This window comes from Streptomyces sp. NPDC003697 (genome assembly GCF_053587115.1).
In genome coordinates this window covers 1-25,881 of sequence record NZ_JBSFNN010000091.1, presented here as the reverse complement: position 1 = coordinate 25,881, position 25,881 = coordinate 1, and the positions used below count along the sequence as shown (strand labels likewise).

At 74.3% G+C, this 25,881-nt stretch carries 20 protein-coding genes; 6 read left to right on the top strand and 14 right to left on the bottom strand.

What is annotated here, in order from left to right; all coding sequences use genetic code 11:
- Positions 1-349: 349 nt before the first annotated feature.
- Entirely contained in the window at positions 350-1,357 is a 1,008-nt protein-coding gene (locus ACWDNY_RS26880) for a stage II sporulation protein M (RefSeq protein WP_451648375.1), read from the bottom strand.
- Positions 1,358-1,489: 132 nt separating this feature from the next.
- Between ACWDNY_RS26880 and ACWDNY_RS26875 the strand changes: the two genes are divergently transcribed.
- Positions 1,490-2,596, top strand: coding sequence for an RDD family protein (locus ACWDNY_RS26875; RefSeq protein WP_451648374.1), 1,107 nt, complete (start codon positions 1,490-1,492; stop codon positions 2,594-2,596).
- A 48-nt stretch (positions 2,597-2,644) separates the two neighbouring features.
- Here the strand turns inward: ACWDNY_RS26875 and ACWDNY_RS26870 are convergent, their stop codons facing one another.
- The 8 genes from ACWDNY_RS26870 to ACWDNY_RS26835 form a co-directional block, all read right to left on the bottom strand.
- Complete coding sequence (locus tag ACWDNY_RS26870) at positions 2,645-3,262, bottom strand: hypothetical protein (protein ID WP_451648373.1); 618 nt, start codon at positions 3,260-3,262, stop codon at positions 2,645-2,647.
- Between the two features lie 180 nt (positions 3,263-3,442).
- Complete coding sequence (gene ahcY, locus ACWDNY_RS26865; protein WP_451648372.1) at positions 3,443-4,900, bottom strand: adenosylhomocysteinase; 1,458 nt, start codon at positions 4,898-4,900, stop codon at positions 3,443-3,445.
- A gap of 642 nt (positions 4,901-5,542) precedes the next feature.
- On the bottom strand, positions 5,543-6,523 hold the full coding sequence (locus ACWDNY_RS26860) for a cation diffusion facilitator family transporter (protein ID WP_451648371.1): 981 nt from the start codon (positions 6,521-6,523) through the stop codon (positions 5,543-5,545).
- Between the two features lie 162 nt (positions 6,524-6,685).
- Positions 6,686-7,837: a mannose-6-phosphate isomerase, class I gene (gene manA, locus ACWDNY_RS26855; protein WP_451648370.1), complete on the bottom strand. Its 1,152-nt coding sequence runs from the start codon at positions 7,835-7,837 to the stop codon at positions 6,686-6,688.
- Between the two features lie 93 nt (positions 7,838-7,930).
- Positions 7,931-9,064: an SIS domain-containing protein gene (locus ACWDNY_RS26850; RefSeq protein ID WP_451648369.1), complete on the bottom strand. Its 1,134-nt coding sequence runs from the start codon at positions 9,062-9,064 to the stop codon at positions 7,931-7,933.
- Positions 9,065-9,106: 42 nt separating this feature from the next.
- A complete protein-coding gene (locus ACWDNY_RS26845) occupies positions 9,107-9,277 on the bottom strand; it encodes a Trm112 family protein (RefSeq protein ID WP_159666488.1) in 171 nt (56 codons plus the stop codon).
- 523 nt (positions 9,278-9,800) lie between these two features.
- Positions 9,801-11,165: a phosphomannomutase/phosphoglucomutase gene (locus ACWDNY_RS26840; protein WP_451648368.1), complete on the bottom strand. Its 1,365-nt coding sequence runs from the start codon at positions 11,163-11,165 to the stop codon at positions 9,801-9,803.
- Positions 11,166-11,622: 457 nt separating this feature from the next.
- Positions 11,623-12,048, bottom strand: coding sequence for a DUF3499 domain-containing protein (locus ACWDNY_RS26835; RefSeq protein WP_451648367.1), 426 nt, complete (start codon positions 12,046-12,048; stop codon positions 11,623-11,625).
- 306 nt (positions 12,049-12,354) lie between these two features.
- Here ACWDNY_RS26835 and ACWDNY_RS26830 point away from each other — a divergent pair, with 306 nt between their 5' ends.
- The gene (locus ACWDNY_RS26830; RefSeq protein ID WP_451648376.1) at positions 12,355-12,804 is read left to right on the top strand and encodes a metallopeptidase family protein; all 450 of its coding nucleotides are present in this window, start codon (positions 12,355-12,357) and stop codon (positions 12,802-12,804) included.
- A gap of 184 nt (positions 12,805-12,988) precedes the next feature.
- Here ACWDNY_RS26830 and ACWDNY_RS26825 read toward each other — a convergent pair whose 3' ends face one another.
- The 3 genes from ACWDNY_RS26825 to ACWDNY_RS26815 all read right to left on the bottom strand — a co-directional run bounded on the left by ACWDNY_RS26825 (position 12,989) and on the right by ACWDNY_RS26815 (position 18,845).
- Entirely contained in the window at positions 12,989-14,575 is a 1,587-nt protein-coding gene (locus tag ACWDNY_RS26825; protein WP_451648366.1) for a DUF5719 family protein, read from the bottom strand.
- Positions 14,572-18,321, bottom strand: coding sequence for a glycosyltransferase (locus ACWDNY_RS26820; RefSeq protein ID WP_451648365.1), 3,750 nt, complete (start codon positions 18,319-18,321; stop codon positions 14,572-14,574). Before ACWDNY_RS26820 ends, ACWDNY_RS26825 begins: the two co-directional genes overlap by 4 nt.
- 260 nt (positions 18,322-18,581) lie before the next feature.
- Positions 18,582-18,845, bottom strand: coding sequence for a WhiB family transcriptional regulator (locus tag ACWDNY_RS26815; RefSeq protein WP_003975777.1), 264 nt, complete (start codon positions 18,843-18,845; stop codon positions 18,582-18,584).
- A 721-nt stretch (positions 18,846-19,566) separates the two neighbouring features.
- On the opposite strand from ACWDNY_RS26815, the gene ACWDNY_RS26810 reads away from it, so the two are divergent.
- From ACWDNY_RS26810 to ACWDNY_RS26795, 4 genes are all read left to right on the top strand, one after another.
- Complete coding sequence (locus tag ACWDNY_RS26810) at positions 19,567-20,163, top strand: cysteine dioxygenase (protein WP_451648364.1); 597 nt, start codon at positions 19,567-19,569, stop codon at positions 20,161-20,163.
- A gap of 113 nt (positions 20,164-20,276) precedes the next feature.
- Positions 20,277-21,260, top strand: a complete 984-nt coding sequence (cofD, locus tag ACWDNY_RS26805) for a 2-phospho-L-lactate transferase (RefSeq protein WP_451648363.1) — start codon at positions 20,277-20,279, stop codon at positions 21,258-21,260.
- Positions 21,257-22,594 carry a coenzyme F420-0:L-glutamate ligase gene (locus tag ACWDNY_RS26800; RefSeq protein ID WP_451648362.1) on the top strand — a complete coding sequence of 446 codons (1,338 nt, stop codon included), beginning with the start codon at positions 21,257-21,259 and terminating at the stop codon, positions 22,592-22,594. The genes cofD and ACWDNY_RS26800 overlap by 4 nt, the downstream gene beginning before the upstream one ends.
- 243 nt (positions 22,595-22,837) lie before the next feature.
- Positions 22,838-23,932, top strand: coding sequence for a DNA-3-methyladenine glycosylase family protein (locus ACWDNY_RS26795; RefSeq protein ID WP_451648361.1), 1,095 nt, complete (start codon positions 22,838-22,840; stop codon positions 23,930-23,932).
- A gap of 87 nt (positions 23,933-24,019) precedes the next feature.
- Here ACWDNY_RS26795 and ACWDNY_RS26790 read toward each other — a convergent pair whose 3' ends face one another.
- Positions 24,020-25,102: a sugar phosphate nucleotidyltransferase gene (locus tag ACWDNY_RS26790; RefSeq protein WP_451648360.1), complete on the bottom strand. Its 1,083-nt coding sequence runs from the start codon at positions 25,100-25,102 to the stop codon at positions 24,020-24,022.
- 103 nt (positions 25,103-25,205) lie between these two features.
- On the bottom strand, positions 25,206-25,881 hold a 676-nt coding region (locus ACWDNY_RS26785; RefSeq protein ID WP_451648359.1), incomplete at its 5' end, for a peptidoglycan recognition protein family protein.

The following is a 25,881-nucleotide window of genomic DNA, read 5'->3' as shown; positions in this document are numbered from 1 at the left end:
CCCTCTCGGGCTTTCCTCCGGGCGCTTCCCTTCGGTGTTTCCGACTCTATCAGATCTTCCCGATCCGATTTCCTCGGCGCTTTCCAGGTTCCCGCTTCCGCGTTTCCCTTTCCGGCGGATCCGACTTTATCAGAAATTTTCAGCCGGTCAGACCGGCCATTGTTTCCGATTCATCGGGGGTGACTTCTCGAGAATCGTCGTTCCCGGAAGCAGATAGATGTTCACTGTTGCCGGCCGGACCATGTCGGTCCTCCAGGCAACTGTTCGAATCTACCTCCCCTTCCGCTCCGTGTCAACGGCTCCGGTGGGGCGAAGAGGACAGTAGCAGCTCGGGGGGCCTGAACGCACATCAGGCGGCGGTGGGCACACCGGCGCTTCGCTCGGCCGCCTGAAGATCACCCGTTTCGCCCGCCCGGACGGCACGGCCGCCGAGGACGTAGACGTACGCGAGGAAGGCCAGCTCCGCGACGGCGCCCACGGCCATGCGCGCCCAGGTGGGCAGGCCGGACGGCGTGACGAAGCCTTCGATCGCGCCGGAGACGAAGAGGACCAGGGCGAGTCCGATCGCCATGCCCACCGCCGCCCGGCCCTCCTCCGCGAGCGCGGTGCGCCGGGATCGGGGGCCGGGGTCGACGACGGTCCAGCCCAGACGCAGGCCCGTACCGGCGGCGACGAACACCGCGGTGAGCTCCAGCAGGCCGTGCGGCAGCACGAGCCCGAGAAAGGTGTCGAGCCGGCCGGCGGACGACATGAGTCCGGCGCCCACTCCCAGGTTGAGCATGTTCTCGAACAGGATCCACAGCACCGGCAGGCCGAGGAAGACGCCCAGGACCAGGCACATGGCCGCGGCCTGGGCGTTGTTCGTCCACACCTGGGCGGCGAACGACGCCGCGGGGTGGCTCGAGTAGTAGGTCTCGTACTCGCCGCCGGGCCGGGTGAGGTCCCGCAGTTCGCTCGGGGTGGCGATCGCGGCCTGCACCTCGGGATGGGCGCCGATCCACCACCCCAGGAGCGCGGCCACCGCGGTGCTCAGCAGCGCGGTCGGCACCCACCAGTGGCGCGAGCGGTACACCGCGGCCGGGAAACCCGCCACGAGGAAGCGGACCACGTCCCGCCAGCCGGCGCGGCGGGTTCCCGTGACCGCGCTGCGCGCGCGGGCGACGAGCTGGCTGAGCCGTCCCGTCAGCTGGGGGTCCGGGGCGGCCGACTGGATCAGGGAGAGGTGTGTGGTGGCACGTTGGTAGAGGGCGACGAGTTCGTCGGCCTCCGCCCCGGTGAGGCGGCGCCGGCGGCGGAGCAGTGCTTCCAGACGGTCCCACTCGGCGCGGTGGGCGGAGACGAAGACGTCGAGGTCCATCGGGTCTGCCTGCTCCTCGGCTGGTCGTTCGACTGCTCGACGTAGGTGTCAGCTTGTCGTACTGCGGCGCGAATGTGCTCAGCTTGGCAGACTGACGGTTCTCGGGGCAGGTCAGGGGAAGGGACGGCGGACGTGAGTGAGCTGGTGACGGGCGAGGCGGTGGCGCTGGAGCTGCGCCCCGCGAGGCTGCCCAGCAGGGCGCTGGCCGTGCTCATCGACCTGGCCGCGGTGATGGTGGTGTACGTCGGGGTCAGCATCGGTCTGGTGTTCGCCTCCGCCTCCCTGGACGAGGCGGCGCGGGCCGCGGTCGCGATCGCGGCGTTCCTTCTGGTGCTCGTGGGCGGGCCGATCGCGGTGGAGACACTCAGTCACGGGCGGTCCCTCGGCAAGCTGGCCCTGGGACTGCGCGTGGTGCGGGACGACGGCGGGCCGATCCGGTTCCGGCACGCGCTGGTGCGCGGGGCGATCGGCGTGGTCGAGATCCTGATGACGTTCGGGGTCGTGGCTTGTGTCGCCTCGCTGGTGTCGGCGCGGGGGCGCCGGCTCGGTGACGTGTTCGCGGGCACGCTGGTCGTGCGGGAGCGGGTGGCGTCCGGGCGGCTGGACTTCGTGCCCCCGCCGCCGCCCTGGCTGGTGGGACGTTTCTCCGAGCTCGACCTCTCGGCGGTGCCCGACGGGCTGTGGCTGGCCGTGCGGCAGTACCTGACGCGCATGCACCAGCTGGATCCGCAGGTCGGCTGGGCCATGGCGCAGCGGCTCGCCGCCGACGTCGTGGCCCGCACCGGTGCGCCGGCTCCGCCCGGAGTCCCGCCGGCCATGTACCTGGCGGCGGTGGTGGACGAGCGGCGGACCCGCGAGGCCCGGCGCGCCTTCGGTGGCGGGTTCGCGGGCGGCGGGCTCGTCGGTGCGGACGGCGGGGCGGGCGTGGGCGGTGCCGCGGCACACGCCGGGCAGGAGCGCGCCGGGCAGGAACCCTCCGGTGCCCCGGCGCACGGTGCGGCCGAGGCCCGTGGCTGGTCCGCCCCCCACGGCTGGACGATGCCGTCGCCGCCGGACTCGTCGGCCGGGGGACCGTCCGAGTCGCCGTTTCCGGCCTCGGAGCGGTCCGGGTCCTCGGGCGCGGAGGCGCTGCGGCCCGAGGTGCCGCTCCGGGCGCCGGCGCCGGCCGCCCCGGCCGGCGTGCCCGAGGACGCGGCGCGGACCGGGCGGCCGGCCACCGGCTTCGTGCCCCCGGCCTAGGCCTCCCTCGGACGTCTCACCCCTCCCGGCGGCCCCGCTGCCAACAGGTCAGGGGCCGAACACGGACGGCGGTGACTCCAGGTCCTCCAGCTCGACTCCGGGAGCGGCCAGGACCACGTCCCCGGCGATGTGCACGGCGTGCCGCTCTCCGGTGTCGAGCTCCGTGACCTGGTACTCGTCCACGGTCAGGGGGCCGTTGTCAGTGTCGTGTGTTTCGCTGTGGACCAGTGCCCAGGACTGGTCCACGGTGCGGGGGGCGAGGACCGGGTCGGTGAGGGCGACGAGGCGTACCCGGGTGGCGGAGGACGAGGGGGTGAGGCGCAGCAGACGGGCGGTGGCGACGAGGAACGCGGGGGAGGTGCCGGTGAAGGCGTGGGCGCGCACATTGCCTTCGGTGGCATGGGTGCCGGTGGGGTCGGTACGGACCCAGGTGACGCCGTCGATCGCGGCGCCCCGTACCTGCCAGCTCCCGCTGTGCAGTTCCAGGCGGATCGGGCGGCCCAGGTCGTCGATGGCGAGGTCGACGGAGCCGCGGTGCTCGCCGGACACGGTGGTCACCTGGGAGACGTAGCGCCAGCCGGACGGGCCGGGGGCGCAGTGGAAGTGTTCTTCGGCGAAGGGGGTGTGATCGTGCGGATCGTGGAGCGCATAACGGCCGCGGGGCATGGGTGTCCTGGGTGGTGACGGGCTGGTCGGGCCGCCTCGGTGAGCCGGTTCGGCGCGCGTGACGGCCGCTGCGGCCAAAGGGGCAGGCCCCCGACACGGGGGTGCGGGGGCCTGCCTCGGCGGACTCGGTGCCTCCCGCCGCGCGGCGACGCACGCGGTGGGAGGCGACGCGGGCGCGGCTCAGTAGCGGTAGTGGTCCGACTTGAACGGGCCCTCGACGTCCACACCGATGTACGCGGCCTGCTCGGGGCGGAGCTTGGTGAGCTTCACGCCGAGCGCGTCCAGGTGGAGGCGGGCGACCTTCTCGTCGAGGTGCTTGGGCAGCACGTAGACGCCGGTCGGGTACGCGTCGGGCTTGGTGAACAGCTCGATCTGGGCCAGGGTCTGGTCCGCGAAGGAGTTGGACATCACGAACGACGGGTGACCGGTGGCGTTGCCCAGGTTCAGCAGGCGGCCCTCGGACAGCACGATGATCTTCTTGCCGTCCGGGAAGGTCCAGGTGTGGACCTGCGGCTTGACCTCGTCCTTGACGATGCCGGGGACCTTGGCGAGGCCGGCCATGTCGATCTCGTTGTCGAAGTGGCCGATGTTGCCGACGATGGCCTGGTGCTTCATCTTGGCCATGTCCGACGCCAGGATGATGTCCTTGTTGCCGGTCGTGGTGATGAAGATGTCGGCCGTCTCGACGACCTCGTCCAGGGTGGTGACCTGGTAGCCGTCCATCGCCGCCTGCAGGGCGCAGATCGGGTCGATCTCGGTGATGATCACGCGGGCGCCCTGGCCGCGCAGGGACTCCGCGCAGCCCTTGCCCACGTCGCCGTAGCCGCAGATCACCGCGGTCTTGCCGCCGATCAGGACGTCGGTGGCGCGGTTGATGCCGTCGACCAGGGAGTGCCGGCAGCCGTACTTGTTGTCGAACTTCGACTTGGTGACCGAGTCGTTGACGTTGATCGCCGGGAAGAGCAGGGTGCCCTCGCGCTGCATCTCGTACAGGCGGTGGACGCCGGTCGTGGTCTCCTCGGTGACGCCGCGGATCTCGGACGCCAGCTCGGTCCACTTCTGCGGGTTCTCACCGAGGGTGCGGGTCAGCAACTGGAGGATGACACGGTGCTCGTCGGACTCGGCGGTGTCGGGCGAGGGGACCTTGCCGTCCTTCTCGTACTCGACGCCCTTGTGGACGAGGAGGGTGGCGTCACCGCCGTCGTCCAGGATCATGTTCGGGCCGCCGGTGGGGCTGTCCGGCCAGGTGAGCGCCTGCTCGGTGCACCACCAGTACTCCTCCAGGCTCTCGCCCTTCCAGGCGAAGACGGGGATGCCCTGGGGGTTGTCGGGGGTGCCGTTCGGGCCGACGGCGATGGCCGCAGCCGCGTGGTCCTGCGTGGAGAAGATGTTGCAGGAGGCCCAGCGGACCTGCGCGCCCAGGGCCACCAGGGTCTCGATCAGGACGGCGGTCTGCACGGTCATGTGCAGGGAGCCCGTGACGCGGGCGCCGCGCAGCGGCTGCGCGGCGGCGTACTCGTTGCGGATCGCCATCAGGCCGGGCATCTCGTGCTCGGCGAGGCTGATCTCCTTGCGGCCGAACTCGGCCAGGGAGAGGTCGGCGACCTTGAAGTCCTGCCGGTTGTCGACAGTCGTCATGGAGTGCTGCTCCTCGGATCGGGGTCGAGGGTGGGTAGGGCTGACCTGCGCGGCGGCGGACACAGGGGTGTCCCGGGAGGACATTGACATGCCCGCGTGCGCGCAGCGCAGTCCGTCGGAGGCCCTCTCTCCCTCGGCCGGTCCGTGTGGGGACCGCCCGACCGCCATCAGCAGCGACGTCTGGCTCCGTCCCAAGCTACACCGCGGGACCGCACGGTCCCCAGTCCGCCGCCGGACACGTGCGGCGGCTCGCGCCGCGTGGCGGTGCGCCGCCGGGGCTCTGGCCTGCGGGGCAACCGCGGGCGGGCCCCGCTCGGGCAGGCGTTGCCCTCAGGGGCGCGGGAGGGCAGGTATGGGGAGGGACACACCGCGGGACCCCGCTGGTGAGTGCCGTCTGCTTCCTGGCCGGGGCCGGTCCGGGGGACCGCGGCGTGGTGGGCGGTACGGGGAAGCCACCCGCGTCGCCTCCGCCGGGGCCCGCGCGGGGAGCCACCGGCGCCGGGTGAGCCGCCCCCGTCGCCCTCCACCGGAGCAGGGGCGGGCGTGGACGCGGGACGGGGGCCCACCGAGGATCGGTAGGCCCCCGTGGTCGCAGGGTTCGGTGCCCGGTCGGTCGTGGCCCGGTGACGGTCGGCCGTGGGCTCAGTGACCGGTCGGGTGCGGCGCGGGCCCGCCCGGGGTCGCCTCGCGGTCCGGCCCCTTGGCCGCCTCTGCCTCGCTGTAGATGTCCGGCTCGAGGTAGATGACGCGGGCGATCGGCACGGCCTCGCGGATGCGTGCCTCGGCGGCGTTGATGGCGGAGGCGACCTCGGCGGCCGTGTTGTCGTGCCGCACCGCGATCTTGGCGGCGACGAGCAGCTCCTCGGGGCCGAGGTGGAGCGTGCGCATGTGGATGATGCCGGTGACGGTGTCGCCGTCGACCAAGGCGGCCTCGATCCTGCGGACCGTGTCGGCGCCGGCGGCCTCGCCGAGCAGCAGCGACTTGGTCTCGGCGGCCAGGACGAGCGCGATCAGGACGAGCAGGACACCGATGCAGAGGGTGCCGATGCCGTCCCACAGGCCGTCGCCGGTGAGCAGGGACAGGCTGACTCCGCACAGGGCCAGGATGAGGCCGATCAGGGCGCCGAAGTCCTCCAGCAGGACGACCGGCAGCTCGGGCGCCTTGGCGCGGCGGACGAACTCGACCCAGGACAGCTTCCCGCGCAGTTCGTTGGACTCCTTGATGGCCGTGTGGAACGAGAAGCCCTCGGCGATTATCGCGAAGAGGAGGACGCCCACCGGCCAGTACCAGTGCTCCAGTTCGTGCGGGTGCTTGATCTTCTCGTAGCCCTCGTAGATGGCGAACATGCCGCCGACCGAGAACAGGACGATCGAGACGAGGAAGGCGTAGATGTACCGCTCGCGGCCGTAGCCGAAGGGGTGCTGCGGGGTCGCCGCCCGCTGGGCCTTCTTGCCGCCGACCAGCAGCAGGAACTGGTTGCCGGAGTCGGCGAGGGAGTGCACGCCCTCGGCCAGCATCGACGACGAGCCGCTGAAGGCGAACGCCACGAACTTCGATGCCGCGATCGCGAGGTTGGCGCCGAGTGCCGCCACGATCGCCCTGGTGCCGCCTGACGCGCTCATGAGTTCGCGTTGTCCCTTCGCCTTCGTGCCTACGCCGTCCGGGGCGCCTCCGTGAGGGGCGGGTGCCCGCACGGGCTTTGCCCGTCCTTTGCCGGTGCGCCATTCTTGCAGCCCCGGCCGGTGAGGGTTCCCCGGACCACCGTCCTTGACGCCCCGGGCGCCTCAGACGACGACGGTGGCGCGGAAGACGGTGCCGCATCCGCGCAGTCCGACCTGTTCGCCCGCCGGGACGAAGACGGACCGGCCGGGGCGCAGTTCCTGCTCGCCGGCCCGTACGGAGCCGGCCGTGCCCAGCAGGATCTGCGGGGTGTCGAGGGTGAGGTCGTGAGGGGCGGCGCCCTCGGGAAGGACGTACCGGGACAGCCGGAACTCCTCGACGGAGGCGTCGTACACCTCCTCGCCGCCCGGCCCGGCCTCGGGCCGCAGGACGCCGGGGCCGCCGGCCTCGAACCGCACGACGCGCAGGAGTTCGGGAACGTCGACGTGCTTCGGGGTCAGGCCGCAGCGCAGGACGTTGTCGGAGTTGGCCATGATTTCGACGCCGAGGCCGCTGAGGTAGGCGTGGGGGACGCCCGCGCCGAGGAACAGGGCCTCGCCGGGCTGGAGCCGGACGTGCCGGAGCAGCATCGCGGCGAGGACGCCGGGGTCGCCCGGGTGATGGCGGGCGATCTCGGCGTAGGGGGCGTGGTCGCCGCCGAGGCGGGCGCAGGCGGCCGCCACCCGGTCGACCGTGGGGGCGATCTGCTCCCGGTCGGCGGTGAGGACGGCGGTGAGCACCTCGCGCAGCGCCGCCTCCTCCGGGCGGGTGCGCAGCAGGTCGGCGTACGGCCTGACGGAGTCCACGCCGAGGGCCTCGAGCAGGCCGGCGGCCTGCCGTGGCTCGCGGAAGCCGCACAGGCCGTCGAACTCGGTTAGGGCGCAGACCAGTTCGGGCTTGTGCTGGGGGTCCTTGTAGTTGCGGTGCGGGGCGTCGACGGGGATGCCGCGGCGTTCCTCGTCGTCGTACCCCTGCCGGGCCTGCCGCAGGTCGGGGTGCACCTGGAGGGAGAGCGGGGCGCCGGCCGCCAGGAGTTTGAGCAGGAAGGGCAGGCGCGGGCCGAACTTCGCGACCGTCTTGGCCCCCAGCTCCCGCTCCGGGGCCGCCTCGATCACCTCGGCGAGCGTGCCGCGCCCGGTCAGCGAGGGCGCGCCCGGGTGGGCGCCCATCCACATCTCCGCCTGCGGTTCCCCGCTCGGCTCGACGCCGAGCAGCCGGGGGATGGCAGTGGTGGAACCCCACGCGTAGGGGCGGATGGTGTTGTGGAGGCGGTCCATGGCCTTCTTCCTGCGGGTTCGCTTGACCGTACGGGCGCGTGCGCCGTACGGAGACTGTCGGTTGTCCCGGGTACGGCGGTCAGAGCGCCGGGGTCAAGACCAGGCCCGCGAGGCGAGCGCCAGGTAGACGGCGGTGAAATCGGTGACGGCGATCAGCTCCGCCAGGGACTCGATCTCGTCCCCCGCCTCAGGCTCCAGCTCACTGACCGGCGTGTCGTGGCTGAGGGCCAGATCGCGGGCGGCGGCGGCCGCGGTGAGCCCGCCGAGGGGGCGGTCGCGGAGCAGCACCACGCGTGCGTGCAGGGCGGGCGGTTCCTCGACCCGGTCCCGGAAGAAGTCGTCCGGATTGGCGCGGGCGGCCAGCGGTCCGGCGAGCAGGGCGCTGTGCGCGGCGAGCGCCTCGGGCAGTTCGGCGACGACCGCGGGGATGCCGGACAGTTCGGCCAGCCCGGCGGCGAAGCGGCGGCCCGCGGGCCCGGCCGAGGTGCCCTCGGTCCAGACGAGCGGCAGCGCGTCGGCGAGCTCGGCGGCGAGGGTCTTGGCGGGGTTGCTGTAGGTCGCGATGGCGGGGCCGCAGCGCTCGGCGATGAGGTCGAGCCGGTCGGCCACCTTGTTCAGGGCGTCGGGCGGGGCCGCCAGCAGCCCCACGCGGTCGAGCAGCGCGAGCAGCGGGGTGAGCAGCGCCCACAGGACGCCGGGGGCGGACGCGGCGAGGGGTTCGTCCTGGTCGTAGGGGGCCGTGGCCATCGGCACGAACAGGCCGTGCGCGCCCGCGACCGCCTCGGCGAGCGGGGTTCCGGCGGGGGCGACGGCGGCGACCGTGCAGCCCCGCCGGTAGGCCTGCTCGGCGAGCAGGGACAGGCTCGGCTCGCTGCCGTCCGGCGTGGCGACCAGCAGCAGGTCGACGGAACCGGCCCAGCCGGGCAGTTCCCAGCGCAGGGCGCCCGCGGCGGGGGCGACGCCGGTGGGGGCCAGCCGGATGACGGGGGTGCCGGCACCGGCGAGCGTGCCGAGGAGGTCGGCGGCGTGGGTGGCGGCGGCGCCCGGGCCCGCGATCAGGACGGCGCGCGGGCGGCCGTCGGGCCTGAGGTCGTTGATGCCGGACTCCGCGGCGTGGCGCGCCGCGGTCCGGACCCGGGCACCTGCCTCGGCGGCCCCGCGGAGCAGTCCGCGGTGGTCGGCCTGGGCGAGCCCCTCGGGGGTGTCGAGCAGCGATTCGTCGAGCATGGGCGGCTGTCTCCGATCGGGCTCCGGTCGCCGGGGCGTCGGTCAGGCGGGGCGGCGGGCCTCGTCGACGAGCAGGACCGGGATGCCGTCGCGGACGGGATAGGCCAGACCGCAGTCCTGACCGGTGCAGATCAGCTCGTCGTCCTGCTCCTTCAGCGGGGCGTGACAGGCCGGACAGGCGAGGATCTCCAGAAGGCCGGCTTCGAGCGGCATGGGGGTTCCCTTCGGAGGCGTGGGTGCGCTTGTGCGAGGTCAGAGTACCGCCGCGGGGAGTGGGTCGGCGGGGTGGTCCGGGCCCGGCCGGAGGGCGCCGCGTCGCGCCTTCGGGCAGCCGGGCCGCTCGTCCGCCGTCGCCGGACGCGGACGGGCGGAGCGGCCCGGGCGGTGGCGCCGGGGCCGGGCGGCGCGGTAAACGCCCGGGCGGCGCGGCTCGGGAGCGCTCGGGCGGGGTGGCCTGGGAACGCTCGGGCGGGGTGGTATGGCTGGGGAACGCTTGGGCGGGGTGGCTCGACTTCAGCGGCGCGGCTTGGAACGCTCGGGCGGGACGGCGCGGGAGCGCTCGGACGGCGCGGCGCGGCGGCCAGGTTCACCAGGTCCGGGCGGGTGCCGCTCGGCGCGATTCCGACCGCGCGCGGCGGATCCGGCGGCAGCACGCCGGACCGAGCAGCGCACCCGGGACCGGCCGGCGCCGCCCGGTGCCGTTCGGCGCGGTGCGCGGTGGCGCCGCGGGTGGTCGTCAGGCGCGGATGATGGCCAGGGCCTCGTCCCGCACCCGCGTCATCGTCGCCTTGTCCCGGGCCTCCGCGTTCAGGCGGAGCAGCGGCTCGGTGTTGGAGGGGCGGACGTTGAACCACCAGTCGGCGCCGGTCACGGTGAGGCCGTCGAGTTCGTCCAGGGTGACGCCGTCGCGACCCTCGTACGCCGACCTGACGGCGGCGAGGCGGGCGGCCTGGTCGTCGACCGTGGAGTTGATCTCGCCGGAGCCGGCGTAACGGTCGTACCGGGAGACCAGGGCGGACAGCGGACGGTCCTGGGTGCCGAGGGCCGCGAGGACGTGCAGGGCGGCCAGCATGCCCGTGTCGGCGTTCCAGAAGTCCCGGAAGTAGTAGTGCGCGGAGTGTTCGCCGCCGAAGATCGCGCCCGTCCTGGCCATCTCGGCCTTGATGAAGGAGTGGCCGACGCGGGTGCGGACCGGCGTGCCGCCGTTCTCCTCGACCACCTCCGGGACCGACCACGACGTGATCAGGTTGTGGATGACGATGCCCTGACCGCCGTTGCGGGCCAGTTCGCGGGCGGCGACCAGCGCGGTGACGGCGGACGGGGACACCGGCTCGCCGTGCTCGTCGACCACGAAGCAGCGGTCGGCGTCGCCGTCGAAGGCGATGCCGAGGTCGGCGCCCTCCTCACGGACGCGCCGCTGGAGGTCCACGAGGTTCGCAGGGTCGAGGGGGTTGGCCTCGTGGTTGGGGAACGTGCCGTCCAGTTCGAAGTACATCGGGACCAGGTCGACGGGCAGGCCCGCGAGGACCGTGGGGACGGTGTGGCCGCCCATGCCGTTGCCCGCGTCGACGACGGCCTTCAGGGGGCGGATGGAGGTCACGTCGACGAGGGAGCGCAGGTGCGCCGCGTACTGCTCCAGCGTGTCGCGCCGGGTGACCGTGCCCGGGCGGGCCGCCGGTGCCGGCGCGCCCGAGCCGGACCACTGCTCGACGAGCGCGCGGATCTCCGCCAGGCCGGTGTCCTGGCCCACCGGGGCCGCGCCCGCCCGGCACATCTTGATGCCGTTGTACCGGGCCGGGTTGTGGGAGGCCGTGAACATCGCGCCCGGCAGGTCGAGGGCGCCGGAGGCGTAGTAGAGCTGGTCCGTCGAGCACAGCCCGATCTCCGTGACGTCGACGCCGCGCCGGGTCGCGCCGCGCGCGAAGGCCCGGGACAGGCCGGGCGACGAGGGCCGCATGTCGTGCCCGACGACGACGGCGTCCGCGCCGGTCACCTGGGCGAAGGCCGCCCCGAACAGTTCGGCCAGCGACTCGTCCCACTGGTCCGGGACAACTCCGCGTACGTCGTACGCCTTCACGATCTGCGACAGATCAGCAGTCACGGCCGGCCTTCCCTCGGTTCGACGGTCACCACAAATTACCCGGCCCGGGTGGGACCCGGAGGAAGCCGTCTCCCGTTCGTCGTCCGGGAGGCCGGGTGGGGGCCGGTGACGACCTTCGTCGGTCCGGTCCGGCGCGCCGCGGCGGGCGACGTTCGCCCGGAGGGAGCCGGCGCGAGACGGGGGTCCGTCGCCGGGAAAGGGCGGCGCGCGGGCGGGTTCGGCCGCCCGGAGGGCAGAGCGCCAGTCAGCGACGCGCAACGCGTCAAAGGGGCGGCGTGCGCAGGGATCAGGCTCCAGGGAGGTGCGGCGCACCGACGGAGTCAGGCGCCCCCGGACCCGGCGCGCGGACAGCGTGTCAGGCGCCAGGAGAGTGCGGCGAGCAGGCGGAGTCAGGTGCCAGGAGAGTCCGGCGAGCAGGTGGAGGCGGCCGCCTCGCGGAGCCGGCGCCGGGGCCGCGTCAGTTGTCCGGGGAGCGCAGTACCCGGAGGTGACCGCGGCGCGCGACCTCCATCGGGTCCACCGAGCGGGCCCCCGCACCACCGGCCTCGGCCGCCCGCTGCTGGGGTCGGGCCGCCTCGCGCACGGCGTTGGCCAGCGCTTCGAGGTCGTCACCGCTGGGGCGCGCGGGCGCCGAACCGTCGAGGAGCCGGACGACCTCCCAGCCGCGCGGGGCGGTGAGGCGCTCGGAGTGCTCGGCGCACAGGTCGTAGCAGTGGGGTTCGGCGTAGGTGGCGAGCGGGCCGAGGACCGCGGTCGAGTCGGCGTAGACGTACGTCAGGGTCGCTACGGCGGGACGGCCGCAAGCGGTGCGCGAACAGCGACGTACAGGGCTCACGACGTTGGACGGTACCGCACTCTTGAGCGGGCCGCGACGACTCTCCACCAGGTCACTCTCCCGTGTCGGCCTGTGAAACGCCCCACACGCCCCTGCTGGCGCACTTTGCTGACCTGCGCGGATGTCGGTCGAGAGAGTATCCGGCCGACCCCGCCGCGAACGATCAGTCGGTACAAAAACCGTCAAACGGCTTGAGGTCACCGGTCTGGGAGAGATACGGAATCGAGCCCGATCTTGACTGGAATGGCCATCGAACAACCGCGGTTTGACGGAAAGACGACGCAACGGCGCGATGCCCGGGATGCCGCACGGAGCCGGGCACGCGGCCCCCGCGAGGACTAGGCTTCACCGGTGATGGACAACCGTGTACCGCCCCGTGCCGCCGGCCCCGGGCCGCGACGCCGTGACCGCCACGGCAGAGGCATGCGCGGCCCGATCGCCCCGCCGCAGGTTCCGCTCGCCGCGAGCCGGGCCGACGTGTTCGCGGATCTGGTGCAGGACTCCGTGGACCGGCTGGAGCGGCGGTGGCCGCAGCTCGCCGAGATCGACTTCCTCGTCCTGGAGGTGCCGAAGCTCGACGGACCGGGCCGGGCCTGGAGCGACGAGGCGGTGCCGCTCGGGGGGACGGTCGCGGCGCGCGACGGACGGCGTGCGTGCGTGGTCGTCTACCGGCGCCCGGTCGAGATCCGCACCAAGGGCCGGGAGGAGCGGGCGGCCCTGGTGCACGAGATCGTGGTCGAACAGGTCGCCGACCTGCTCGGGCTGACGCCGGAGACGGTGGACCCGAGGTACGGGGAGGACTGAGGGCGGCCGACGGCGCCTCCCGGGGCGCGTGGCGCGGACCGCGCGCCCCGCACACGACGCCCCCGCCACCCCGACGCGCCTCCGGCCGGCCCGGGGATCACCCCGGCCCGACCGCACGGTCCCGGCCCACCGCCCGAAGCACCGCGCCCCGCGCCCCAGCGCGAGGCACCGCGCCCCCGGCGCGCTACCTCTGCAGGACCGACAGGTCCTCCTCCGCCTGCGGCACCGCCACCGTTCCCCGGTCGTCGGGGAGGGTCTGGACGGTGAAGGCGGGGACGCCGTCCTCCGTCGCCGACAGGGTCCGGGCGGCGTGGACCGGGCCGCCGGACAGGTGCTCCACCGTGATGGCGTACGTGCCCTTCAGGCCGGACGGCACCGGCGGGACGACGTCCTGGGTGGTGCCGCTCCTGACGGTGTACGTCTTCGACACCGCAGTCCCGCCCCCGCTGCCCGCCGACGCGGTGACCCTGACCCGAGCGGTCCCGGTGGGCGCCGTCAGGGAGAGCGTGGTCCCCTTCCCGCTGCTGCCGGCGGCCGTCGCCCGCGCGCCGACCGGGCCCGTCGCCGGGATGAACGCCGTCTCCTGGTCCGCGCCCTTGCCGCGCACGACCCGCAGCGCCGCCACGACGGGCACCGGCTGCCCCGTCGGGGTCAGGACCAGCGACCCCGCCTCGCCGCGCGTGACGTCGCCCAGGTCGACAGCGGTGGTCATGCCGCCCTTGACGTGCACGCTCTCGTGCCCGGCGGGCGTGATGAGCCCGGACGGCGAGGCCAGCCGCACCTTCAGGTCGGCGTCGGCGTCGCTGGGTGTGAAGGCGACCAGCCGCACCGACGTGGCGTCCTTGGGGATGCCCGGCAGCACCAGGCTGTCCACGGGGTCCGCGGCCGCGGTGAGCCAGTCGCCCCCCAGTTTCTCGTCCAGGGCCTGGACGGCCGCGCCGACCCGCCCGCTGCGCACGCTCACGTGCACCGTGACGTCGTCCTGCGGCGCGTCGGCCAGGGTGGACAGCAGGACGGGCTCGGTGGACCGCGGCGCGATGGTGATGCCCTCCCCCACCGCCGACTTCACGGGACCGTCCTTGCCGTAGAGCTCGATGTCGACGACGGCGGCGAAGTCGTCGGGGTTGGTCAGGTGGACGTAGTCGGAGCGGGCGGCGGCGGTGCTGGCGCCGGGGAACCAGAACTCCGTGTCGGGCGCGGTGCAGTTCACGCCCTGCAGGCCGCGCCCGGTGCCGGCGGCGACCTCGGTGGTCTCCTGCATCGTCCAGCCGGGCGCGAACTTGCCGTCGGCGGTGCCGATCAGCGCGGGCGCGTCCGCTCCCGAGGAGTCACCGGTCACGGGCGTGCCCGGTTCCTTGGGCTGCAGGGCGGGCTGGTCGGCCTTCACCGCACCGCCGCCTGTCTTCCCGTCCGCTTCGTCAGCGGCCCCGTCGCCGCCCTTGTCCTTCGCCGTGCCGTCGGACTTCCCCCCGCCCCTGCCGTCCTCGGGGGTGTCGCCCGCGCCGGGGTCCGCGCCGTCCCCGGCCGGCCGGAGCCGGGCCTCGCCGTCGCCGTCCGTGCCCTTCGTCACCGGAGTGAAGGAGGTGTACGACGTCTCGGCGAGGTCGGAGGTGCTCGGCGCCGGGCAGAGCAGCGTCGTGCGTTCCACGGGCAGCCGGGCAGCCGCCGCGGTGCCCGGGGCGGAGCCGTCCGGTGTGTTCAGCGCGGCGAAGCCGGTGACGGCGGCCAGCGCGGTCGTGACCGCGATCAGGGACAGGGTGGTGCGGTTCACTGCTGGCTCCCGTCGGGGCGCTCGTTGCCGTTGCCGTGCGGGTGGGACTGCGCCGGGTCGTACGGCTCCTGGTAGCCCTGTTGGTAGGCGTCGCCGTACGTCTGGTCGTAGGAGTCCGCGGGTGCCTGGCCGCCGTAGGCGTAGGGGTCGTACCGGCCGCTCCCGTACGGGTCGGCCTGGTGGGCGTCCGCCTGGTAGGGGTCGGCCTCGTACGTCTGGTCGTACGGGCCCGCCGGATACTGCTGGGCGCCCTGGTACGGATCGCCGCCGTAGCCGCCGTAGTCCGCTCCGGCGTAGCCGGCCCTGTCCCACTCGCCGTAGGACTGCTGGTGCGGGACGGCCGGGGCCTCCGGCGGCGCGGGCGACACGGTCCCGCCTTCCGGCCGCGGTTCCGCCCCGCCGGCCGGCTCGGCGCCCTCGGCCCCCGCAGCCTGCCCGGCCTCCGCCTCCGCCTGGGCGCGCAGACGGCGGGCCCGGCGGCCCTCACCGGCCACCGCCTCGGCGGGGACGGGCTCCTCCTCGGGCAGGTCGTCGTCGATGTCGCGGCGCCGGCCCGGCAGGGCGAGGACCACGAGCACGACGGCGAGCGCACCCTGCACCCACAGCCAGGCGGTGTGCGCGAGCGGCTCGTCGAAGGTGACGTCGAGCCTGCCCCCGGAGGCCGGGAGGGAGAAGCCCTGGGCCCAGCCGTCGACCGTGGTGCGGGTCAGCGGCCTGCCGTCCAGGGTCGCCGTCCAGCCGTCGGCGGCCGTGTCGGCCAGGCGCAGCACGCGGCCCTGCGAGCCGGCCGGGAGGGTGGTGTGGATCTCCACGGGTCCGGCGGCGACGGCCTGGGCGGTGCCCGAGCCGGAGGCGGGCACGACGGCGGCGCGTGAGACCGGCCGGTCCACGCGCCACAGCGCGCTGCCGTCCTGCTGGCTGAGCCGGGACAGGCCGGGCGTGGCGTCCAGGACGCGGCTCACCTGGCGCGGCGCGCCCTTGTGGACGAGGACGTACCGGACGGCGAAACCGCCGAGCTGGTCCGCCTGGTCGGCGCCGGAGCCGGCGACGAGGTTGGCGACGACCTTGTCGAGCCCGGCGTTCTCACCGTCCACGGCGGCCAGTTCGGCGTCGCCCATGCGCGCGCCGGAGCCGCGGACGAGCATGTAGCCGACGTGGGAGTCGGAGTCGCTGTCGAGGACCAGGGTGCGCGCCTGGTCGGGCGTGCTGCCTTCCGCGGCGACGAACGCGGGCACCTGCACCGGGTCACGCCGCTCCAGCGGCCCGTCGGCGCCCCGGATCATCCAGCCGGCCGCGACGAGCAGCGGCCCGGCGGCGGAGGCGAACACGATCAGCGCGGCGACCGGCTGGCGCCAGCCGAAGCTCTGCTCGGCCACGCGCGCGCGGGCACCGTCGGCGCCCAGTACCGCGGCCGTCAGCAGGGCGAGGCCCTGGACGAGGGTGGCCGGGCCCGCCCATGTGGAGCCGTTGGACAGGACGGCGAAGACGAGGGCCAGCAGGGCGACCGCCCAGGCCGTGCGGATCCCGAACTGCCGCTCGGAGCGCAGCAGGGCGGCGAGCGCGGCCAGCACGATGCCGATGAGCATCAGTCCGTGCACGGTGCCGGGGCCGCCGGGGCTCGCGCCCAGCAGGTCCAGGGCGGAGGCGGCGGACGCGCCGTACTCCAGACCGGCCTCCGTGAAGAAGCCGAACGGCAGCAGGGACAGCGACCAGGGCGCGAGGAGCAGCAGGGGTGTGCCCAGCTGGGCCAGGAAGCGCAGTCCGTGGGCGGTGAAGTCGCCGCGGCGCATGGCCGGCACGGCGACGCCGAGGACCAGAGCGATCGGCCAGACGACGGGCGTGAACGCCGTGGTGATCGTCAGCAGCAGGGCGTAGGCCCAGGTGGCGCGCCAACTGCCGCGGGCGCCGGAGCTCTTCGTCAGGCCGCTCGCGGCGACGCCCGCGCGGGCGAGGAGCGGCAGCAGCACGGCGAGGACGGCGGTGCCGATCCGGCCGCCGGCGAGCGCGCCGGTGACGGCGGGCAGGAAGGCGTAGACGACGGCCGCCCAGGCGCGCAGGAGACGGGACTCCACGAGCGGGCGGGAGGCGAAGTAGGCGGTGAACCCGGCCAGCGGCACCGAGCACACCAGCAGCACGGTGACCGCGAGGCCGGTGGAGCCCAGGAGCAGGGAGGCGAGCAGTGCCACCACGGCGAGGTACGGCGGCGCGGACGGGGTGCCGCCGGCGCCGACCGGGTGCCAGGCGTCGAGGTAGCGCGACCACAGCTCGGAGGAGTCGGCCGGGGCGGGCAGCAGCGCGCCGCCGGCCAGCGCACCGCCGCCCAGCAGGGCCCGGCAGGCGGCCAGGGAGACGAGCAGGAGCAGCAGGAACAGCACCGGTCCGGGCTTGCGGGCGATGCGCCTGAGGCGGGCGAACTGCTCGACCTCCAAAAAGTCCGCGTCGTCGCCACCCGGACCGGACTCGACGGCTCCGCCGTGTCGTCCGGCCGACGAGACCTCGGGGTCGGATCCGCCGACGAGGTTGCCCGCGACCTGCTCGACGGTGGCGCGCACGGTCGCGCCGGGCGGCGGGAACAGGGCCCGCAGCTCGCCCTTGTCGATCTGCGGCCGGCCGCGGGCGCGCCGTCCGGCGAGGATCCGCTCGGGCCGCAGCAGTGTGCCCAGCAAGCCGCGGATCTCGTCGACGGCCTGGCCGGGGACCTTGCCGACGAGGTAGGCGAGGGTGCGCAGCAGGGTGCCGAGCACGAGCCGCACCAGCACCCAGGGCAGCGCGGCGGAGCGGGTGTTGACCAGGAGGGTGTAGACCGCGCCGGCCTTGTCGACCTTGTGCGGGGAGGCGGCGGTGCGGCCCACGCAGTCGACGGCGCGCCGCTCACGGCTGGCCGCCTCGGCGTGGCGCACGACGGCCTCGGGGGCGACCAGGACGCGGTGGCCGGCGGCGTGGGCGCGCCAGCACAGGTCGACGTCGTCGCGCATCAGGGGCAGCCGCCGGTCGAACCCGCCGAGCCGCTCGAAGACGTCACGCCGGATCAGCATGCCGGCGGTGGAGACGGACAGCACGGGGCGGACGTGGTCGTGCTGGCCCTGGTCCTGCTCACGCCGGTCGAGGCCGGTCCAACGGCGGCCGGAGTTGGCGATGGTGACGCCCACTTCGAGGAGTTGCCGGCGGTCGTACCAGCCGCGGAGCTTGGGGCCGACGACGGCGACGTCGTCGCGGCCGAGTTCGTGCTCGTTGTCGACGACGCGCAACAGCTGGGAAAGGGCGTCGGGTTCGGGGGCGCAGTCGTCGTGCAGGAACCACAGCCACTGCACCGGTTCGCCGTAGGGCAGTTCGGGCAGGTCGTAGGCGTCGTCGCGCCAGCTGCGCGTGACGGGGTCCCAGCCGCTGGGGCGCTTGAGGTAGGGCAGGTCGTCCGGGGTGAGGACCGGGGCGGTGCGAGCGGCCTCCTCGACGGCCTGGCCGAAGCCGGTGCGCCGGGCCAGGTGCAGCACGCGGTCGGCGCCGAGGGCCTCGGTGACCAGCTCGGCGGAGGTGTCCGCGCTGCCGGTGTCGGCCGCCACGGCGTACTGCACGGGGCGTTCCTGACCGAGCAGACCGGCGAGCGCGTCGGGAAGCCAGCGGGCGCCGTCGTGGGAGACGAGGACGGCGGTGACCACGTGCCGCGGGTACTCGGGCGGGCGCGTCGGGTCGGGCGGCGGCGTGCCGGCGACGTCGTAGTGGGCTGCCGCACGGCTGTGCACTGACATCGAGATACGGGCCCCGGTTCGGTGGACTGCGGTGGACGCCCGTGCCTCGTGGGGGCAGCGGGGCTCCTCGGACGAGCGACCACACTAGCGGCAGTGCCGGCAGGGGCGGCGCGGAGCGCCTCGTTGGGCGGCGGCGGCCGGTACGGGAACCCACGGAACGGCCCGCCGGCTGTGGACGGGCCACGGGCGGCGGGCCGTTCGCGACCTCCCGTGAAGGGGTCCGTGCGGTGTTCCGCGGGCTTGGCGCGGCTGAGGCCGCGTCAGACGGCGGCCTTCTTCAGCCGGCGGCGCTCGCGCTCGGACAGGCCGCCCCAGATGCCGAAGCGCTCGTCGTTGGCGAGGGCGTACTCGAGGCACTCGGACCGGACCTCACAGGCCAGGCAGACCTTCTTGGCCTCGCGGGTCGAGCCGCCCTTCTCGGGAAAGAAGGACTCGGGGTCGGTCTGGGCGCACAGCGCGCGCTCCTGCCAGCCGAGTTCCTCGTCCGCGTCGTCGACCAGCAGTTGCTGCACCAGCTCGGTCATGTGCGCCCCTCGTCTGTCTTTCGCGTCCCCGTGACGCAGCCGTTACCGATCCCGGCTGAACGACACGAGTGAAATTACAAGTGTGCTGCTCCGGGCGAGTCAAGCCGAGATCTGCTATTGGGCCCCTTATTCACTCTGCGGAACCAAGGCCATGCGGTAAGTGTTCAAATCGGCATAAACCTCGACACACAGACAAGACCCCGAGGGTCTCCGTCTCCACGCGGAGCCCGCACGGGGAAGGACGCCCAGGACTTTGATCCCGTTCCGACACACGCTCCGGGGCGACCCGGATCACGGTCGGATCACAGGATCGCAACGGGGCTTGCGTGCCCGGCATGTGCGCCATGTGTCCCGGTCGGGCGGTGAGCAAACCTTTCACCTGGCAGGTGAACCGGATGAGGTGAAACATGTCCCACGTTCCAGGTGTCCGGTTGACAGCGAACGTGTCAGCCGGTGTGCTGGTGGGCATGCTCGCGAACTTGGCGCTCACCACGACCGGCACCGCCGGGTCCCACGGTGCTGCCCGCGCTCGCTGTAGCTGTCGCTGTTCCGCCGGCTGTTGAGCCCCACGCGCTCCCGCCGTCGCCGGGTCCGAGCCGACTCGGCCGCCGCGCACCCCGCTCCCCTGCGGGATCTCCGTCCAGGACACCTCTGAGGTTCCCTCGGGCGGACGGTCCGCGGCCCCCGCCACCCTCACCCTCCGCCGAGGAACCACAGCACGATGAACAGCGACAGCGACCTCCAGATCGCCGGCGACATCCTCGAAGTCCCCCACCTCCTGCAGGCACCGCGCGCGCACCCGGCCACCGTGGCCGAGTTCGCCGGCCTGGCCCGTGCCATCGCCGCCGACCGCTCCCAGTGGGAGCCCCTCGTGCGCTACGACGCCACCACCCGCTGGTACCACCGGCTGCGCGCCGTTCCCCGGGCTCCCGGCCGCGATCGAGCAGGGGAGACCCCGCTCGGCTACGAGGTGTGGCTGCTGTCGTGGGTGCCCGGGCAGGGCACCGGGGCGCACGGCCACGGCCCCTCATCCGGCGTGCTGACCGTCCTGCACGGCACCCTGACCGAGCACACCCGGCAGGGCACGCGCACGCTCGAGGCGGGCGCCCAGCGCGTGTTCGCCCCCGGGTACACGCACGAGGTCGTCAACGACACGCTGCAGCCGGCGGTCAGCCTGCACATCTACCACCCCGGCCTGACCGAGATGCCGATGCTCGGCCGGTCCGGCCTCCCCGCGGTCACGGAGACCGCCGCCCGGTGCGCCGGGACCGCCTCCGGCCCGGCCGGCCGGGCCCGTCACCCCGGCGCCGGCGGATGACACCCGACCGGGCGACCGCGCACCCCGCCGCCGCACCGCCCACCGGGGCCCGGCGCCCGGCCGCCCGCCCACGCCCCTCAACGAGCCCGCCCGGCGGCTGACACACTGTTGCCATGCGGATTGTGGTTCTGGCAGGCGGCATCGGCGGTGCCCGGTTCCTGCGCGGTCTGAAGCGGGCCGTGCCGGACGCGGACGTCACGGTCATCGGGAACACCGGCGACGACATCCATCTCTTCGGGCTGAAGGTCTGCCCGGACCTGGACACGGTGATGTACACGCTCGGCGGCGGCATCAACGAGGAGCAGGGCTGGGGCCGGGCGGACGAGACCTTCCACCTCAAGGAGGAACTCGCCGCGTACGGCGTGGGCCCGGAGTGGTTCGGGCTCGGCGACCGGGACTTCGCCACGCACATCGTGCGGACGCAGATGATGAGCGCCGGCTATCCGCTGAGCGCCGTGACCGAGGCCCTGTGCGAGCGGTGGAAGCCCGGCGTGCGGCTGATCCCCATGACCGACGACCGCGTCGAGACGCACGTCGCCGTCACACTGCCCGGCGGCGGCTCGGAGGAGGGCCCCGGCGAGCGCAGAGCCGTCCACTTCCAGGAGTACTGGGTACGACTGCGGGCGTCCGTGCCGGCCGAGGCCGTCGTGCCCGTCGGCGCCGAGCAGGCCAAGCCGGCGCCGGGCGTGCTGGAGGCGCTCGCCGCGGCCGACGTCATCCTCTTCCCGCCGTCCAACCCCGTCGTCTCCATCGGCACGATCCTGGCCGTGCCCGGCATCCGGGAGGCGATCGCCGACGCCGGTGTGCCGGTGGTCGGCCTGTCCCCCATCGTCGGCGACGCGCCCGTGCGCGGGATGGCCGACAAGGTGCTCGCGGCGGTCGGTGTGGAGTCCACGGCCGCGGCGGTGGCCGAGCACTACGGCTCCGGACTGCTGGACGGCTGGCTGGTCGACACGGTGGACGCGGACGCGGTGGAGCGGGTCGAGGCGGCCGGCATCCGGTGCCGGGCGGTCCCGCTGATGATGAGCGACATGGACGCGGCCGCGCGGATGGCCCGCGAGGCGCTCGCGCTGGCGGAGGAGGTGCGGAGCGCATGAGCGGCACCCGTACGCCGGACGGACCGCGGGACGCGACGGCGCCCGGGTACCGGGTGTGGGCCGTGCCCGGGCTGCCCGAGGTGGCGCCGGGCGACGACCTCGCCAAGCTGATCGCGGCGGCCGAGCCCGGGCTGGCCGACGGGGACGTGGTGCTGGTCACCTCGAAGATCGTCTCCAAGGCCGAGGGCCGGATCGTCGAGGCGACCGACCGGGAGGCCGCGATCGACGCCGAGACCGTGCGCGTCGTGGCGCGCCGCGGACCGGTGCGGATCGTGGAGAACCGGCAGGGCCTGGTCATGGCGGCCGCCGGGGTCGACGCCTCCAACACCCCCGCGGGCACCGTGCTGCTGCTACCCGAGGACCCCGACGCGTCCGCGCGGGCGATCCGCGACGGACTGCGCGACACCCTCGGCGTGACCGTCGGCGTCCTGCTCACCGACACCTTCGGACGCCCCTGGCGGGCGGGCCTCACCGACGTCGCCATCGGCGCCGCCGGCATCCGCGTGCTGGACGACCTGCGCGGGGGCACCGACACGCACGGGAACCCGCTCAGCGCGACCGTCGTCGCCACCGCGGACGAACTGGCCGCCGCGGGCGACCTGGTCAAGGGCAAGGCCGCCGGACTGCCCGTGGCCGTCGTACGGGGGCTGCCGCACGTGGTCGCCGAGGAGTGCGGGCAGGGAGCCCGCCCCCTGGTGCGCGCCGCGCGCGACGACATGTTCCGGCTCGGCACGTCGGAGGCCGTACGGGAGGCGGTGACCCAGCGGCGGACCGTCCGGTCCTTCACCGACGAGCCCGTCGACCCCGGCGCGGTACGGCGGGCGGTGGCCGCGGCGGTGACCGCGCCCGCGCCGCACCACACCACGCCGTGGCGGTTCGTACTGCTGGAGTCGGCCGGGTCGCGGTCGCGTCTGCTCGACGCGATGCGGGACGCCTGGATCGCCGACCTGCGGCGGGACGGCCGCAGCGAGGACTCCATCGCCCGCCGCGTCCGCCGCGGGGATGTGCTGCGCGAGGCGCCGTACCTGGTGGTGCCGTGTCTCGTCATGGACGGCTCCCACCAGTACGGCGACGCGCGCCGGGACGGCGCCGAACGGGAGATGTTCGTGGTCGCCGCCGGTGCCGGGGTGCAGAACTTCCTCGTCGCGCTGGCCGGCGAGCGGCTCGGGTCGGCGTGGGTGTCGTCGACGATGTTCTGCCGGGACGTGGTGCGGGAGGTGCTGGAGCTGCCGGCGGACTGGGACCCGATGGGCGCGGTCGCGGTCGGGCACCCGGCGCAGCCGCCGGCACCGCGGCCGCAGCGGGAGGCGGGGGCGTTCGTCGAGGTGCGGTGACGGGGGTGTGCGCGGGAGCGCGGTGACCGGGGCGTGCGCCGCGAGGCGGCGGCCGGGGCGGTCGCGGACGTCGCCTCTCCGCGAGCCGCCTTGCTCGTCTCTTGTGGCCCGGGGTGCCCGGCCGGCCGGCGGCCGTCGGCTCGGCCGCGGTGCGTCTCGTCCACCCACGGCCGTCCGTTCCCGTGCGACCGCCTACTCTCGTAGGGCAGCTCCGGCACCACCGGCATACCTGGGACCTCTTACGTGGCAGGACGTTTCGCACCCCGGCCGACCCTCCCCGACGGCGTGGGCGGCACCGCCGTGCCCGTGCGCGGCGGGCAGGAGGTCGTCGTGGCTCCCGATGCCCCCTCCGCCCCGGGTGCCTGTGACGCGTCCGTCCCGAGCGCCGAGTCCCGCGCGTCCGGGCCGGTGCCCCGGCCGGCCGTGGCGCCGGGCCGCGTGCGGACCTGGGCGCCCGACGGGCCGCTGGACCTCGGACTGGTGCTGGGGCCGCTCAGACGCGGTGCCGGTGACCCGACGTTCCGGGCGGCGCCCGACGGGTCGGTGTGGCGGGCCAGCCGGACGCCCCTCGGCCCCGGGACGCTGCGGATCTCGGCGAGCGGCGGGCAGGTGCGCGGGCAGGCCTGGGGGCCGGGGGCCGAGTGGCTGCTGGAGCAGCTGCCGCACCTCCTCGGGGCCGCCGACGACCCCTCCGCGTTCGCGCCGCGCCACCGGCTGCTGGCGCTGGTCCGGCACCGGCGGCCGGGGCTGCGGCTGACGCGGACCGGGCTGGTGCTGGAGTCGCTGATCCCCTCGATCCTGGAGCAGAAGGTCACCACCGCCGAGGCGTACGGGGCGTGGCGGGTGCTCGTGCGCACGTACGGGGATCCGGCGCCGGGGCCGACGCCCGGGCGGATGTACGTGATGCCCGCGCCGCGGACGTGGGCGCTGATCCCGTCGTGGGAGTGGCACCTGGCCAACGTCGACACCAAGCGGGCGTCGACGATCCTGCGGGCCGTGCGGGTCGCCGCGCGGCTGGAGGAGGCGGTGCGGATGGAGCCGGCCGCGGCCCGGGAACGGCTGGAGCTGGTGTCCGGGATCGGGCCGTGGACGTCGGCGGAGACGGTGCAGCGCAGTCACGGGGCGGCGGACGCGGTGACCGTCGGGGACCTGCATCTGCCGGGGATCGTGGGGTGGGCGCTGGCCGGGGACCGGTCCGCGGACGACGAGGCGATGCTGCGGCTGCTGGAGCCGTACGCGGGCCAGCGGCACCGGGCGGCCCGGCTGATCCTGCTGAGCGGACGGGTGCCGCCGCGACGGGCGCCGCGGATGCCCAAGGGGGACATCACCGGGCTGTGAGGCGGGCTGGTGGGCCCGGGCGCGGGAGGACCAGCCGCCCGGCCGGCCGCCGGGCGGGGGTGTCCCCGGGGCGGGACGGGAGCGCCCCTACTGGTCCGAGGAGAAGCGGACCGCGCCCGCCGGTATGCGGGCGTCGCACCACACCCGCACGCCCTCCCTCAGCTCGTTGTCGGCGCCGACGACCGCGCCGTCGCCGATGACGGTGCCGGTCAGGACCGAGCGCGTGCCGATGCGGGCGCCCGTGCCGATGAGCGAGTCGGTTATCACGGCGCCCGGCTCGATCACGGCGCCGTCCAGGATGGTGCTGCCGGACACCCGCGCGCCCTCGGCCACGAACGCGCCCTCGCCCACCACCGTTCCGCCGGTCAGCTTGGCGTCCGGCGCGACGACGGCCGTCGGCAGGACCAGGCGGTCGCCGCAGCGGCCGGGGACCGCCGGGGACGGCGCACGGCCGAGGACCAGGTCGGCCGAGCCGCGCACGAAGGCGGCCGGCGTGCCCAGGTCCAGCCAGTACGTCGAGTCCACCATGCCCTGCAGGTGCGCCCCGGCGGTCAGCAGTTCCGGGAAGGTCTCCCGCTCGACCGACACCGGCCGGCCCTGGGGGATGGTGTCGATGACCGAGCGGCGGAAGACATACGCCCCCGCGTTGATCTGGTCGGTGACGATCTCCTCGGGCGTCTGCGGCTTCTCCAGGAACGCGAGCACCCGGCCCGTTCCGTCGGTGGGGACCAGGCCGTAGGCGCGGGGGTCCGTGACGCGGGTCAGGTGCAGGGAGACGTCCGCGCCCGTCGTCTCGTGCGTGCGCACCAGCGCGCGGATGTCGAGGCCCGTCAGGATGTCCCCGTTGAAGATCAGGACGGGCTCGTCCGGGCCGGAGCACAGGCGCGAGGCCACGTTGCGGATGGCGCCGCCGGTGCCGAGCGGCTCCTCCTCCGTCACGTACTCCAGGTGGAGTCCGAATGCGGAGCCGTCACCGAAGTAGGGCTCGAAGACCTCGGCCAGGTACGACGTGGCCAGCACGATGTGGTCGACGCCCGCCGCCTTGGCCCGGGCCAGCTGGTGTGTCAGGAACGGCACCCCCGCCGCCGGGACCATCGGTTTGGGGGTGTGCACCGTGAGCGGGCGCAGCCGGGTGCCCTTGCCGCCGACCAGGAGGATCGCTTCTGTCACCTGTCGTCTCTGCTTCCTGCCGGGACCGGCCGATCTGTTGTCCGGCCGGCCAGTTTATGCAGATCGCCGCCCACGCCCCTGAGGGCCGTGCGCTGTGCTGGCGTCAGCGGCCCTGGTAGCGCGCAGCGGTGGAGCGGACCGTGCCGAGCTTGGCGTAGAGCTGCCGTCCGGGGCAGTCGGTGGCGAAGCCGTCCCGGTGTCCGGAGATCACGTTCAGGCGTACGTTCTTTCCCTTTGCGTACAGATTCCCACCGCCGGACTTCAGATAGGTCTTGCTCTTCGGGTCCATCCCGTAGAGCCCGAGCTTCCAGGCGGTCAGCTGGGCCACGGCCCGCACGGCGGCCGAGGCGGGCTTGGACTTGCTGTAGGTGCCGACGACGGCGATCCCCATGCTGTTGCTGTTGAACCCCATGGTGTGGGCGCCCAGCACCGCCTTCGCCACGCCCCCGGCGCGGCCCTCGTAGATGTGCCCGCACTTGTCGACGAGGAAGTTGTAGCCGATGTCCCGCCAGCCCATGCTCCTGACGTGGTAGCGGTAGATGCCGCGGATGACCGACGGGGCCTGGGAGCAGGTGTAGTTGTTGCCCGAGGCCGTGTGGTGGACGAAGGCCGCCTTCACCTTCTTCGTGTAGACGAACCCTCCCTTGCGCAGCTTCTCGTCGGCGCCCCAGCCGCGCCGGGTGACGATGCCCGGGCGCGGTCCGATGTACGGCTTGACGCGCTGCGACGTCGTCGGTTCCCCGCCGCGCGGGGCGAGCGTCTCCTCCCGCGTCGCCTCC

Coding starts and splice junctions, on each gene's coding strand:
- ACWDNY_RS26800 (WP_451648362.1), top strand. CDS start 21,257: ATGAGCGGCACCCGTACGCCGGACGGACCGCGGGACGCGACGGCGCCC.
- ACWDNY_RS26850 (WP_451648369.1), bottom strand. CDS start 9,064: ATGCTCGACGAATCGCTGCTCGACACCCCCGAGGGGCTCGCCCAGGCC.
- ACWDNY_RS26870 (WP_451648373.1), bottom strand. CDS start 3,262: ATGCCCCGCGGCCGTTATGCGCTCCACGATCCGCACGATCACACCCCC.
- ACWDNY_RS26880 (WP_451648375.1), bottom strand. CDS start 1,357: ATGGACCTCGACGTCTTCGTCTCCGCCCACCGCGCCGAGTGGGACCGT.
- ACWDNY_RS26830 (WP_451648376.1), top strand. CDS start 12,355: ATGGACAACCGTGTACCGCCCCGTGCCGCCGGCCCCGGGCCGCGACGC.
- ACWDNY_RS26815 (WP_003975777.1), bottom strand. CDS start 18,845: ATGACCGAGCTGGTGCAGCAACTGCTGGTCGACGACGCGGACGAGGAA.
- ACWDNY_RS26820 (WP_451648365.1), bottom strand. CDS start 18,321: ATGTCAGTGCACAGCCGTGCGGCAGCCCACTACGACGTCGCCGGCACG.
- ACWDNY_RS26845 (WP_159666488.1), bottom strand. CDS start 9,277: ATGCCGCTCGAAGCCGGCCTTCTGGAGATCCTCGCCTGTCCGGCCTGT.
- ahcY (WP_451648372.1), bottom strand. CDS start 4,900: ATGACGACTGTCGACAACCGGCAGGACTTCAAGGTCGCCGACCTCTCC.
- cofD (WP_451648363.1), top strand. CDS start 20,277: ATGCGGATTGTGGTTCTGGCAGGCGGCATCGGCGGTGCCCGGTTCCTG.
- ACWDNY_RS26860 (WP_451648371.1), bottom strand. CDS start 6,523: ATGAGCGCGTCAGGCGGCACCAGGGCGATCGTGGCGGCACTCGGCGCC.
- ACWDNY_RS26810 (WP_451648364.1), top strand. CDS start 19,567: ATGAACAGCGACAGCGACCTCCAGATCGCCGGCGACATCCTCGAAGTC.
- manA (WP_451648370.1), bottom strand. CDS start 7,837: ATGGACCGCCTCCACAACACCATCCGCCCCTACGCGTGGGGTTCCACC.